The sequence below is a fragment of the Lentzea terrae genome (assembly GCF_003265345.1).
Taxonomy (GTDB): domain Bacteria; phylum Actinomycetota; class Actinomycetes; order Mycobacteriales; family Pseudonocardiaceae; genus Lentzea; species Lentzea terrae.
This window is the reverse complement of the sequence record NZ_QFWW01000007.1, coordinates 223549-235275: the sequence shown is the minus strand read 5'-3', so window position 1 is coordinate 235275 and position 11727 is coordinate 223549. Positions and strand designations below refer to the sequence as shown.

The 11727-nt window shown below is 68.5% G+C and carries 15 protein-coding genes; 8 read left to right on the top strand and 7 right to left on the bottom strand.

Annotated elements, in window-relative coordinates:
- Positions 1-5 precede the first annotated feature (5 nt).
- Positions 6-1049 carry a nicotinate-nucleotide--dimethylbenzimidazole phosphoribosyltransferase gene (cobT, locus tag DI276_RS13065; protein ID WP_112263559.1) on the bottom strand — a complete coding sequence of 348 codons (1044 nt, stop codon included), beginning with the start codon at positions 1047-1049 and terminating at the stop codon, positions 6-8.
- 10 nt (positions 1050-1059) lie between these two features.
- The gene (cobU, locus tag DI276_RS13060; protein WP_112263558.1) at positions 1060-1599 is read right to left on the bottom strand and encodes a bifunctional adenosylcobinamide kinase/adenosylcobinamide-phosphate guanylyltransferase; all 540 of its coding nucleotides are present in this window, start codon (positions 1597-1599) and stop codon (positions 1060-1062) included.
- A 17-nt stretch (positions 1600-1616) separates the two neighbouring features.
- Here cobU and DI276_RS13055 point away from each other — a divergent pair, with 17 nt between their 5' ends.
- Positions 1617-1817, top strand: a complete 201-nt coding sequence (locus DI276_RS13055) for a hypothetical protein (RefSeq protein ID WP_112263557.1) — start codon at positions 1617-1619, stop codon at positions 1815-1817.
- 1 nt (position 1818) lies between these two features.
- Here the strand turns inward: DI276_RS13055 and DI276_RS13050 are convergent, their stop codons facing one another.
- Genes DI276_RS13050 through DI276_RS13040 form a run of 3 tightly spaced genes read right to left on the bottom strand, consistent with a single transcriptional unit; the run spans position 1819 to position 4098 of the window.
- A complete protein-coding gene (locus DI276_RS13050; RefSeq protein WP_112263556.1) occupies positions 1819-2805 on the bottom strand; it encodes an aldo/keto reductase family protein in 987 nt (328 codons plus the stop codon).
- 33 nt (positions 2806-2838) lie between these two features.
- Entirely contained in the window at positions 2839-3471 is a 633-nt protein-coding gene (locus tag DI276_RS13045; RefSeq protein WP_112263555.1) for a class I SAM-dependent methyltransferase, read from the bottom strand.
- Positions 3472-4098 (bottom strand): DUF3043 domain-containing protein, encoded by a 627-nt coding sequence (locus DI276_RS13040; RefSeq protein WP_112263554.1) that lies wholly within the window; start codon positions 4096-4098, stop codon positions 3472-3474. It abuts the gene before it with no gap.
- A gap of 42 nt (positions 4099-4140) precedes the next feature.
- Between DI276_RS13040 and DI276_RS13035 the strand changes: the two genes are divergently transcribed.
- The 3 genes from DI276_RS13035 to DI276_RS13025 all read left to right on the top strand — a co-directional run bounded on the left by DI276_RS13035 (position 4141) and on the right by DI276_RS13025 (position 6101).
- On the top strand, positions 4141-5187 hold the full coding sequence (locus DI276_RS13035; RefSeq protein WP_112263553.1) for a glycerate kinase family protein: 1047 nt from the start codon (positions 4141-4143) through the stop codon (positions 5185-5187).
- A gap of 28 nt (positions 5188-5215) precedes the next feature.
- Complete coding sequence (locus DI276_RS13030) at positions 5216-5575, top strand: hypothetical protein (protein WP_157984679.1); 360 nt, start codon at positions 5216-5218, stop codon at positions 5573-5575.
- A gap of 157 nt (positions 5576-5732) precedes the next feature.
- Positions 5733-6101 carry a HesB/IscA family protein gene (locus DI276_RS13025; RefSeq protein WP_112263551.1) on the top strand — a complete coding sequence of 123 codons (369 nt, stop codon included), beginning with the start codon at positions 5733-5735 and terminating at the stop codon, positions 6099-6101.
- Between the two features lie 85 nt (positions 6102-6186).
- Here the strand turns inward: DI276_RS13025 and DI276_RS49890 are convergent, their stop codons facing one another.
- The gene (locus DI276_RS49890) at positions 6187-6360 is read right to left on the bottom strand and encodes a hypothetical protein (RefSeq protein ID WP_157984678.1); all 174 of its coding nucleotides are present in this window, start codon (positions 6358-6360) and stop codon (positions 6187-6189) included.
- Between the two features lie 156 nt (positions 6361-6516).
- Here DI276_RS49890 and DI276_RS13020 point away from each other — a divergent pair, with 156 nt between their 5' ends.
- Positions 6517-7449 (top strand): carbohydrate kinase family protein, encoded by a 933-nt coding sequence (locus DI276_RS13020; protein WP_112263815.1) that lies wholly within the window; start codon positions 6517-6519, stop codon positions 7447-7449.
- 7 nt (positions 7450-7456) lie between these two features.
- Entirely contained in the window at positions 7457-8224 is a 768-nt protein-coding gene (locus tag DI276_RS13015) for a class I SAM-dependent methyltransferase (protein ID WP_112263550.1), read from the top strand.
- A 35-nt stretch (positions 8225-8259) separates the two neighbouring features.
- On the opposite strand, the gene asnB is transcribed toward DI276_RS13015, so the two are convergent.
- A complete protein-coding gene (gene asnB / locus DI276_RS13010) occupies positions 8260-10188 on the bottom strand; it encodes an asparagine synthase (glutamine-hydrolyzing) (protein WP_112263549.1) in 1929 nt (642 codons plus the stop codon).
- Positions 10189-10358: 170 nt separating this feature from the next.
- Between asnB and ctaC the strand changes: the two genes are divergently transcribed.
- Positions 10359-11291: an aa3-type cytochrome oxidase subunit II gene (gene ctaC, locus DI276_RS13005; protein WP_232836627.1), complete on the top strand. Its 933-nt coding sequence runs from the start codon at positions 10359-10361 to the stop codon at positions 11289-11291.
- A gap of 13 nt (positions 11292-11304) precedes the next feature.
- Positions 11305-11721, top strand: coding sequence for a cytochrome c oxidase subunit 4 (locus tag DI276_RS13000; RefSeq protein ID WP_112263548.1), 417 nt, complete (start codon positions 11305-11307; stop codon positions 11719-11721).
- The last annotated feature ends 6 nt before the right edge of the window (positions 11722-11727 follow it).

Below are 11727 nucleotides of genomic sequence, written 5' to 3'. Positions count from 1 at the left end.
AAGCTTCATTCCTTGTTGGTGACGCCGGCGCTCTCGAACGTCGCCATCTCCGCGAGCACCTTCACCGCCGAGATCAGCAACGGCAGCGCCGCCACCGCACCGGAACCCTCGCCGAGTCGCATCTCGAACTCCAGCAGCGGCTTCAGGTTCAGGTGCCCGAGCGCGATCGCGTGCGCGGGCTCGGCCGACTGGTGCCCAGCCACCCACCACTCGCGCGCGCCCGGCGCCAGTTCCTCGGCGACGACAGCGGCCGCACCGACGACGACGCCGTCGAGCACGACCGGAGTCCGGCGCACCGCCGCCTGGGCCAGGAACCCGGCCATCGCGGCCAGGTCGGCACCACCGGCGGTGGCGAGCAACGCGATCGGGTCGCTGATCACCAGGCGAGCGCGGCGCAGCGAGTCCCGGATCGCCGCCGTCTTGCGCATCCACGCGTGGTCGTCGATGCCCGTGCCGCGCCCGACGACCGCGACGGGCTCAGACCCGGTCAGCGACGCGATCAGCACGGCAGCCGGAGTCGTGTTGCCGATGCCCATGTCACCGGCGACGAGTACGTCGGCGCCCGCGTCGACCTCTTCGTCCGCGATGGCACGGCCGGCCGCGATCGCGAGCTCGCACTCCTCGCGGGTGAGCGCGTCCTCGCGGTCGATCGACCCGGACGAGCGCCGCACCTTGTGCGTGCTGACGGCAGCCGGGGTGTCCGCGTCGACGGCCATGTCGACCACGCGCACCGTGGCGCCCGCGACCTGCGCGAGCACGTTCACCGCGGCGCCACCGGTCAGGAAGTTCGCGACCATCTGGCCGGTCACCTCGCTCGGGTACGCCGACACGCCCTGCGCCGTGATGCCGTGGTCGCCAGCGAAGACGACAACCCGAGGCCGCACGAACGGCTTCGGCGGCACCACGCCCTGGCACGCCGCGATCCAGTTGCCCAGCTCCTCGAGCCTGCCGAGCGAGCCGACCGGCTTGGTCAGCACCGCGTGCCGGGCCTCGGCCTCGCGCAGAACGGTCTCGTCCGGCGGCTCAACCGGCGGGAACTCGGTGCTCACCCTGTCGCTCCTATCGCAGTCTCAACGGAATGCCTGCGACGAGCAGCATGACCTCGTCGCACACCTCGGCGACGCGCGCGTTGAGCGCACCGAGGTGATCGCGGAAGAGTCTGCCTGAGCGTGTCGACGGAACAACGCCGAGGCCGACCTCCGCGGTCACGAGCACGAGTCGCGCGCGGCACGTGGCGACGGACCGCACCAGTTCGTCGACGTTCCGCTCGACCGAGTTCGCGCCGTGCCCTTCCCAGGCGTCGGCGTCGTCCAGCACACCGACCAGCCACGTCGACAGGTCGTCGACCAGGATCGGAGGGTCCTCGTACTGCGTCGCGGTGAGCAGTGCAGGCAGATCAGGTGGGGCCGACGCCTCGACCGTGTGCCAAGTGGACGGACGCCGGGCGACGTGCAACGCGATGCGCGCGTCCCAGTCCGGGTCGTCGGGGTAGCGGCGGGCGGTTGCGACGTAAGTCACGGCCGCGTCGGTCAGCAGGCCTTCCGCGTGCGCTGACTTGCCGGAACGCGCTCCGCCGAGCACGAGCGTGCGAGATGACAAGAGTTAGCCTTCGTCCCATGGAGTTCCGCTGGCGCTACCAGGATGCACAAGGCCGCGACGTCGCGGGACCGGACGTGGCGTTCGCCGAGCAGACCGACGCCGAGGAGTGGTTCAGCGCCGAGTGGCGTGACCTGCTCGACGCCGGGGTCGAGCAGGTCACGCTGCTGCGCTCGGAATCAGAGGTGTACGGCCCGATGAGCCTCCACCCGGCCGGCTAGCTCAGCCCTGGGCAGTGAGCCTCGGGTCGTCGGTGATGACGCCTTCGAGGACGTTGTCAATCCGCTTGAGCACGTCGTCGTCGAGCACGATGTCGATCGCCTTGACGTTCTCGAAGACCTGCTCCGGACGTGACGCGCCGATGATCGCGGACGCGACGTTCGGGTTCTTGAGCACCCACGCGACGGCGAGCTGCGCCATCGTGACGCCCATTTCTTCGGCGATCGGCTTGAGCTGCTGCACGGCGTTCAGGACGTCGTCACGCATCCAGCGCGCGATCATCTGCGAACCGCGCGCGTCGGCGAGCCGCGAGCCCTCCGGCACCTCGGCGCCCGGCAGGTACTTGCCGGTCAGGATGCCCTGCGCGACGGGGGAGAAGACGATCTGGCTGAGGCCCTCGCGCTCGCAGGCCGGGATGACCTGCGGCTCGATGACGCGCCACAGCATCGAGTACTGCGGCTGGTGCGACACGAACGGGATCTGCAGCTCGCGGGCCAGTGCGGCACCGCGGGTGATCTGCTCGGCGGTCCACTCGGAGACACCGACGTAGAGCACCTTGCCCTGGCGGACGAGGTCGGCGAACGCCAGCATCGTCTCTTCCAGCGGCACGCTGTAGTCGAACCGGTGGGCCTGGTACAGGTCGACGTAGTCGGTCTGCAGGCGCTTCAGCGACGCGTTGGCCGACTCCATGATGTGCTTGCGGCCGAGCCCGCGGTCGTTGGGGCCGCCGGGACCGGTCGGCCAGTAGACCTTGGTCAGGATCTCGAGCGACTCGCGCCGCTCGCCCCTGAGTGCACGGCCGAGCACCGACTCCGCGGCGGTGTTCGCGTAAACGTCGGCGGTGTCGAAGGTCGTGATGCCCGACTCGAGGGCCGCCTTCACACACGCGTGCGCCTGGTCTTCTTCAACCTGCGAGCCGTGAGTGAGCCAGTTGCCGTACGAGATCTCGCTGATGGACAGGCCGCTGCGGCCGAGTCGACGGAACTTCATACATCGGAGCTTAAACCGAAATCGTTCGTACTGCTAATGAACTTCGGGTGCTCGCCAGACCAGCGAGTACCGCCAGAACACGTGCCTGCGGATCCGCGCGCCGGGCACGATCTCCGGTGCCGCCGCGCGGATCTCCGGCAACGTCGGCGCGGTCATGACCACGGGCATCTCCGTGTCGTGCGGCTTGCCGCCGGTGCCGTTGATGGCCTTGGCGATGCCGACGACGGCGTTCGCGGGCAACGTCACGAGCTCCATCGCCCGATCGCTCTTCGTCGCCGTCATGTACAGGCCGACGACGATCAGCAGCCCGCCCGGCTTGGTCAGCCCGGCAAGCCTGGTGAGACCCTCTCGCAACGGCAAGTGGTGCAAGCTCGCCTCGGCGGTGACGACGTCGTAGCGCCCAAGGTCGTGGGTGAGCACGTCGCCGTGAATCCACTCGATCCTCTGGCTGGTCGCGCTCGCACGCTCGATCATCCGCGCGCTGGCGTCGATCGCGGTCACCTGGTCGGCGTTGATCGATCGCGCCAGATCGCCGAGACCGCAGCCCACGTCGAGCGCGGACTCGACCCGAGACGGCAACTGCCGGAGCAGCCAGCGGCGGTACCACTCGTTGTGGTTCCACCGCAGCTTCTCCGGCAGTTGGAGTCTGCGCTGCTTCCGGCGCACTTACTTGATGGCTTCGCCCGGCTTCACGCGCGGCTTCGGGACGCGAAGGCGACGCAGCTGGCTCGCGCGGATGAACGAGTACCAGCCGATCGACAGGCCCTTGATCGGCTCGGTCGGGAACTTCGCCCGCACCTTCTTCGTCACGAGCCGGCCGAGGACGAGGCCCTCGATGACCATCGCGATCAGCATGAACGTCGTCGCCAGCGTCGCGTACCGCTGCACGGCCAGCGACGGCGTCAGCAGCGCCACGAACACCAGGATCGCGAGCGGCATGAACAGGCCCATGAGGTTGCGGCGCGAGTCGACGAGGTCGCGGATGTACGCCTTGACCGGACCGCGGTCGCGCGGCAGCAGGTACTTGTCCTCGCCCGCCATCATGCGCTGACGACGCTCGACGGCCGCGGCACGGCGCTCTTCCTTGCTCACCTTGTTGCCGCGCATGCGCTTGAACGCCTCGCGCTGCGTGCGGGGAGGCGGCGGAACGGGACCCGTGCGCCTGCCCTGCGCCTCACGCCGCTTGGGCGTGGGCCTGCCCTTGCCCGCGGTGCGGGTGGAGTCGGCGGCCTCGGCGGTCGACTCGGTGGCCGGGGCTTCGGTATCGGCGGAGTTGCGGCGCAGGAACCTCACAGCACAAGGGTAGGACAGTGGTTCTTCTGTACCTTTCGCGAGGTGCGCGTACTCATCGCTCCGGACTGCTTCGGCGGCACCCTGACCGCCCGCGAGGCCGCCGACGCCATCGCCACCGGCTGGCGCGACGCCAAGCCCGACGACGCCATCACCGAACGCCCGCTGGCCGACGGCGGCCCCGGCTTCGTGGACGTCCTGCACGCCGCGCTGGACGGCGATATCCGATATATCAGCGTTACCGGCCCCCTCGGCAAGCCTGTCGAGGCGCGCTACCTCAGCGTGCCCACCGACGGTCGACGCGTCGCATACATCGAGTCCGCCGAAGCGTGTGGCCTGCACCTCATCCCGGCAGAGCTCCGCCCGGAATCCTGCGAGACGGCGACAACGCGAGGCGTCGGCGAGCTCATCGCGGCAGCTGCGGTTGACAACGATGTCATAACGGTCGGCCTGGGCGGCTCCGGCACGACCGACGGCGGCGCCGGCATGCTCGCCGCGCTCTCCGACGCTGCATCCAACTCCGGCGTCTCCCTAACTGATATATCGCTCGTCGCTGCATCGGACGTCGAGAACCCGCTCCTCGGCCCGCACGGCGCCGCCGGCACGTTCGGCCCGCAGAAGGGCGCTTCCCCGGAAGCGGTCGAACGCCTCGAAGCCAAGCTCGCCGCGATGGACGTGCTCAAACCCGTATCCGATATACCGGGCGCCGGAGCGGCTGGCGGACTGGGCGCCGCCCTCCTTTCACTGGGCGCGACGGTGCAGTCCGGCGCCGGACTGGTCCGCGAGCTCACCGGCCTCGACGACGCCCTCGACGACGCCGACGTCGTCGTCACCGGCGAAGGCAGCTTCGACTGGCAGTCACTGCGCGGCAAGCTCGTCACCGCCGTCGCCGGCGGCGCCGCCGAACGCGGCATCCCGTGCATCGCCATCGCCGGCCAGGTCAGCGTCGGCCGCCGCGAGATGGGCGCAGCCGGCGTCCAGGAGGCGTACTCGGTGTCCGACCACGTCGGCTCTGTGCAACAGTCGATTGCGGACGCCCGCAAAAGTCTCATTGCAACGGCCCAGCACGTCGCCCGGCAGTGGTCCCGTTAGAGGGTCTCGCTCAGGCACCATGGAGAACATGGGGGGACCTGACGGTCGGAGCGCGCGGGTTGACGCGTGGCTTGAGGACGAGTTCGGCGACGCGAGCACGGTGGTGCTCAAGGCGAGCCAGCTGGTGGGGCTGAACCTCGCCGCGCAACGGGGCGGGGTGCCGCCGGACGAGGTGATGGAGATCTGGCTGCACGCGATCTTCAACGCGCGGATCATGGCGGCGCAGTCCGAGGCGGGGTTCATCGACGCGGCTCGCGCGAAGGGCTGGTCGGACGCGCGGATCGGCGAACTGCTGATGGTCGAGCCGGAGCGGCTCGACGAGCACCGCGACGAGCAGATGAACTCCTACCGGAAGATCCATCCCGCGATCCGGCTCCGAAAAGAGTGAGCGGCAGGCGGACCGACTGATATATCGGATCGCCGGAGCGTGGTCCACGTGACGTTCGGCATGGGGCGCCGTTGTGGGACCATGGAAGTGGAACAAAGCGGGGAACGCCCGTGTTGTTGATGGGCGAACCGCCCGCAAAGGACCTCTTAGGAGAGCCATGACGACCGCTCAGGATGCCGCTTCGACCTCCGAGGCGCCCAGCCACGGCGTGACGCTGACCGATGCGGCCGCCTCCAAGGCGAAGGCGCTGCTCGACCAGGAGGGCCGCGACGACATGCACCTGCGCATCGCCGTCCAGCCCGGCGGTTGCGCTGGTCTGCGCTACCAGCTGTTTTTCGACGAGCGCTCGCTCGACGGTGACGCGCTGGTCGACTTCAACGGTATGAAGGTCGCCGTTGACCGCATGAGCGCGCCGTACGTCGAAGGTGCCGTCATCGACTTCGTGGACACGATCGAGAAGCAGGGCTTCACGATCGACAACCCGAACGCCGGCGGGTCGTGCGCCTGCGGCGACTCGTTCCACTAAGGCGAACAAACGCGCGAGGCCGCGTTCCCGCACCGGGAACGCGGCCTTTCGCTGTGAACCGGGGACTGGGCGGCAGCCCAGAGGTTCAGACGCCGTACTCGGCCAGGCCTTCGACCTGGTGGGCGCACCGCTCGTCGACCTGCCAGGGCGCGGCTGCGCGCGGGGCGGGAAGGGGGTGCTCGGGGTGCGTCAGAGCGAAGGGGAGCTGCGCACAGTCGTCGATCAGCTCACTCATCGTGGTCGCCTCAGGGATCGTCACGCGCTGACCGTATGACGGCGGTCTGACCTGCGGTAGCCCTACCAAACGGTAGTCTTCACAGCTGCACTCATCCGGGTGAGTTGTCACGCAGAGCAATAGGAAAGAGGAGCCGACGTGCCGGTAGCCGTGTGCGGCAGTATCGCGACCGACCATCTGATGCACTTTCCGGGTCGATTCGCGGACCAGCTGGTCGCGGAGCGTCTCGACCGTGTGTCACTGAGCTTCCTGGTCGACGACCTCGTAGTCCGCCGCGGTGGTATCGGCGCGAACATCGCGTTCGGCCTCGGTGTCCTCGGGGTGCGGCCGGTGCTCGTCGGCGCCGTGGGCAAGGACTTCGACGACTACCGCTCGTGGCTCGAGCGGCACGGCGTCGACACGTCGGGCGTGTACGTGTCCGAAGTCGCGCACACCGCGCGGTTCGTCTGCACGACGGACGACGACATGTGCCAGATCGCCTCCTTCTACGCGGGTGCGATGGCCGAGGCGCGCAACATCGAGCTGGCCCCGATCGCGAACCGCGTCGAGAACCTCGAGCTCGTCGTCATCAGCCCCGACGACCCCGCCGCGATGCTCCGGCACGCCGAGGAGTGCCGTCAGCGCGGCTTCAAGTTCGCCGTCGACCCGTCGCAGCAGCTGGCTCGCATGGACGGCGAGCAGGCGCGCGCGTTCATCGAGGGCGCCGAATACCTCTTCAGCAACGACTACGAGTGGGAACTGCTGCTGCAGAAGACCGGCTGGACCGAGGCCGACGTCCTCGGCCGCGTCGGCAAGCGCATCACCACGCTCGGTGCCAAGGGCGTCGAGATCGTCGACAAGGCCGGCTTCTCGCTGCACGTCCCGGCGGTCCCCGAGGTCGCGAAGACCGACCCGACCGGTGTCGGCGACGGCTTCCGCGCGGGCTTCCTGGCAGGCATCGCCGCGGGCCTGAGCATCGAACGCGCGGCTCAGCTCGGTTCGCTGATCGCCGTCGAGGTGCTCGAAACCGTGGGCACGCAGGAGTGGGTGCTCGAGCGCGACTCGGCGCTCGCCCGCATTCGTGGCGCGTTTGGTGCAGAAGCTGCTGAGGAGATCGCTCCGGTCCTGCCATGATCGGACAATGGGGACGTACCTGTTCGGCAACACCGGTGAGTTGCTCGATCCGCAGTTCGACGCGCTGAGCTCCCTGCTCGACGCGGGCACGTTCGCCCGCGTCGAGCAGCTCGGCATCGCCGACGGCTGGCGGTGTCTCGAGGTCGGGGGCGGCGGGGGATCGGTGGCGAACTGGCTCGCCGACGTCGTCGCGCCGTCCGGGCACGTGACGGTCACCGACATCGACGTCACCCGGCTCGAGGAACGCGACAACGTCACCGTCCTGGAGCACGACGTAGTATCCAATATATTGCCCGGCAACGCGTTTGACCTGGTCCACGCCCGGCTGGTGCTGTTCCACCTCCCCGCCCGCGACGCCGTCCTGCGCAAGCTGCGCGACGCGTTGCGCCCCGGTGGCTGGCTCGTGCTCGACGAGTTCGACTGTCTCCCGCTCGAAGTGCTGAAGACGGGTGACCCCGACGACGCGAAGCTGATCATGCGCGTGAAGAACGCCCTGCTGACGTTGCTCGAACAGGCAGGCGCGGAACTGGCCTGGGGCGCGCGCATCGAGAAGGCGCTGCTCGACACCGGCCTGCACGACGTCAGCGGGTCGCGTGAGGTGCAGGAGTGGGAGGGCGGCTCACCGGGCTGCCGGCTGCTCGCCACGTCCGCGCGTCAGGTGCGCGCGAAGCTGCCGTTGTCCGACGACGAGTTCGACCGCTACCTGGAGCTGATGGCGTCGCCCGACACCGTCGTCAGCTCGTATGCGATGTGCAGCGCGCAAGGGCGCAGGTGAAACGAAAGGGCCCCTCCGGAGAGGGGCCCTGACCGTCAGAGCTTGACCGGGTAGTGCGGTTCCGGCACCACCGGCTTGATGCGGCCCTCGACGAAGATGCCGTGCCAGATCATGAACACCAGCAGCGCCCAGATGCGGCGGCTGTGGTCGAGCACGCCGGAGCGGTGCTCCTCGATCAGGCGCAGCACCGCGTGCTTGTCGAGGTACTGATCGGTCTGCGACGTGCGCACGATGTCGACGGCCCAATCGTGCATCTCGTCCTTGAGCCAGTGCCGGATCGGCACCGGGAAGCCGAGCTTGCGGCGGTTCAGCACGTGCGCCGGCACGATGTCGCGGATCGCCTTGCGCAGCGCGAACTTCGTGGTGTCCTTGGTGATCTTCAGCTCGCTCGGGATCTGCGACGCGATCTTGAAGACCTCGGGGTCCAGGAACGGGACCCGCAGCTCCAGCGAGTTCGCCATGGTCATCTTGTCGGCCTTGACCAGGATGTCGCCGCGCAGCCACGTGAACAGGTCGACGTGCTGCATGCGCGTGACCGGGTCCCAGTTGAGCGACTCGCGGTACGGCTGGGCCGTGACGTCCATGTGCGAGACGTTCGGGTCGTACGTGCGCAACACCTCGCGCAGCTGCGGGTCGAGGAAGATGCGCGCGTTGCCGTAGTAGCGCTCCTCCAGCGTGAGCGCGCCACGACGCAGCAGGTCCTTGCCGCGCACGCCCTGCGGGATCTTCGTCGAGACCTTGCCCATCGCCTTGCGCAGCGCGCCGGGCACCTTCTCGAACGCCGACAGTGACAGCGGCTCGCGGTAGATCGTGTACCCGCCGAACAGCTCGTCGGCGCCCTCGCCGGACAGGACGACCTTCACGTGCTGACGCGCCTCACGGGCGATGAACCACAACGGCACGAGCGCCGGGTCGGCCACCGGGTCGTCGAGGTACCAGGTGATCAGCGGCAGGGAGTCCATCATCTCCTGCGCGCTGACCGTGCGGACGACGTGCTTCACGCCGATCAGCGCCGCCGACTCCGCGGCCACGTCGACCTCGGAGAAGCCCTGGCGCTCGAAACCGGTGGTGAACGTGATCAGGTCCGGGTTGTGCTCCTTGGCGAGCGCCGCGACCACCGTCGAGTCGATGCCGCCGGACAGGAACGAGCCGACCGTCACGTCCGCGCGCATGTGCTTGGCGACCGAGTCGCGCAGCGCCGCCGTGATCTCGTCGTACAGCGCGTCCGCCTCGGCCTCGCTGCGGACCGTGCGCACCTTGAAGCTCGCGGCGAAGTAGCGCTCGAACTTCGGTGCCTCACCCGGCACCAGCGTGAACGAGTGGCCGGACTCGACGCGGAAGATCTGGTCGTGCAGCGAGGCGGGCTCCGGCACGTACTGCAGCGCGAGGTAGTGCTGCAGGCCCTTGACGTTCATCTTCGGCTCGATGCCGAGCGTCGGGGCGATCTCCAGCAGGATCTTCTTCTCACTGGAGAACGCGACGCCCGCCTGGCCCTGCGCGTAGTAGAGCGGCTTGATGCCGAACGGGTCGCGGCCGCCGAACACCATCCGGCGCTCGGCGTCCCAGATGATGAAGGCGAACATGCCGCGCAGCTTCGTGATCGCCGCGGGGCCGAAGTAGTGGTACGCGGCGACGATCGTCTCGGTGTCGCCGTCGGTGTGGAAGACGGCGCCGTACTTCTCGGTGAGCTCGGCGCGCAGTTCCAGGTAGTTGTAGATCTCGCCGTTGAAGTTGATCGTGTACCGGCTCGGCGCCTCCGCCGGACCCCAGGTCAGGGGCTGGTGGGAGTGCTCGATGTCGATGATGGCGAGGCGGTTGAAGCCGAACACGACCTCGTCGACCCGCCGGGTGCCGCTCTCGTCCGGGCCGCGGTGGCGCATGCAGCGCAGGGCGGCCTCGACAGCCGGGCGCGCGTTCTCAGCCTCGTTCTCGCTGGGGCAAACAAGTCCTGCCAGGCCGCACAAGGCGCTCGCACCTCTCAAGAAATACGACGGGGGAAGACCTCAGTATGCCGAAGGCGCTCTATGTGACCGAAACTGCACCGCAGCGGCGGTGCCCCCAAGGGGTGAGCGCGGTTGCGCTGGGCTACGCTCCCGCTTGATCCGTTGGCATGGAACGAGGAGGCGGGCGAGCAGTGGGCCTGAAGGAGGGCACCAGGGCATCCCGGCTGGCGAAGACCGCCGGGCTGGTCGGCCTGGTCGGTATCGGGGCCACCGGTTGCTCCACGGAAGAGGTGCTGCGCTTCGGCTGGCCGGTGGCCGTCACGCCGCAGGCCGAGAAGATGCGCGAGCTCTGGACCTGGTCCGTGATCGCCGCGCTCGTCGTCGGCGTCATCGTGTGGGGCCTGATCCTGTGGTCGGTGGTGTTCCACCGCAAGAAGTCGGAGGAGCTGCCGCGTCAGACGGCGTACAACCTCCCGCTGGAGATCGTGCTCATCGTCGTGCCGACGGTGATCGTGGCGGTGCTGTTCTACTTCACCGCCGTCACGCAGAACTACGTCACGGACAAGTCGGGCAAGCCCGACGTCAACGTCGACGTGATCGCGTTCCAGTGGAACTGGGAGTTCCAGTACCCGGACCACAAGACCGAAGAGGGCAACGTCGTCAGCACGGTCGGCACCTCGGGCGAGATCCCGATCATGGTGCTGCCGGCCCACAAGCGCATCCAGTTCAAGCTGCGCTCGACCGACGTCATCCACTCGTTCTTCGTGCCGGAGTTCCACTTCAAGCGGGACGTCTTCCCACACCCGGAGAAGAACAACCAGGACAACGTCTTCCAGATCGACCAGATCGACCGTCCCGGTGCGTTCGTCGGCCGCTGCGCCGAGCTGTGCGGCTCCTACCACGCGGTGATGAACTTCGAGGTCCGCGCCCTGAACGAGGCCGACTTCGACAAGTACATCGAGCTCCGCAAGGAGATCAACTCCAAGACGGGCAAGCCGTACACCACGGCCGAGGCGCTTTCGCAGGTCAACTGCGGCGAGCTGTGCGCGCCGCTGGCCACCACGACCACCCCGTTCAACACCGACCGGACGGCCCGCGAGGCCTCCGGCGCGGGTCAGAAGTAGGGATCGCCCCGCGATGAAGATCGAAGCTCGCGTATTCGACCTGGTGATGGCCTTCTCGTTCCTGATGGCCGTCGTCTACGGCTACTGGACGCACCTGGCGACCGGCCACGTCGAGCCCACCGGCACGGTGGCGCTCGCGCTGACCGGTGGCCTGGCCCTCATCACCGGCACCTACTTCCGGTTCGTGGCCCGTCGCATCGAGGTGCGGCCGGAGGACAACCCCGACGCCGAGGTTTCCGACGGCGCCGGTGAGCTGGGCTTCTTCAGCCCCGGCTCGTACTGGCCGGTCGGTCTCGCGGCCGCGGCGGCGACCGCCGGTGTCGCGGTGGCGTTCTGGCACGTGTGGCTGCTCGTGATCGCCATCGTCATGGTGCTGATCATGGTCGGCGGCCTGGTGTTCGAGTACCACACCGGCCCCAACCACGACTGATATCCC

Bases quoted from the DNA above. Each gene is read 5' to 3' on its own strand.
- DI276_RS13055 (WP_112263557.1), top strand. From the start codon at position 1,617: ATGGAGTTCCGCTGGCGCTACCAGGATGCACAAGGCCGCGACGTCGCG.
- DI276_RS13050 (WP_112263556.1), bottom strand. From the start codon at position 2,805: ATGAAGTTCCGTCGACTCGGCCGCAGCGGCCTGTCCATCAGCGAGATC.
- DI276_RS13030 (WP_157984679.1), top strand. From the start codon at position 5,216: ATGGGGGGACCTGACGGTCGGAGCGCGCGGGTTGACGCGTGGCTTGAG.
- DI276_RS13025 (WP_112263551.1), top strand. From the start codon at position 5,733: ATGACGACCGCTCAGGATGCCGCTTCGACCTCCGAGGCGCCCAGCCAC.
- DI276_RS13020 (WP_112263815.1), top strand. From the start codon at position 6,517: ATGCACTTTCCGGGTCGATTCGCGGACCAGCTGGTCGCGGAGCGTCTC.
- DI276_RS13015 (WP_112263550.1), top strand. From the start codon at position 7,457: ATGGGGACGTACCTGTTCGGCAACACCGGTGAGTTGCTCGATCCGCAG.
- DI276_RS13000 (WP_112263548.1), top strand. From the start codon at position 11,305: ATGAAGATCGAAGCTCGCGTATTCGACCTGGTGATGGCCTTCTCGTTC.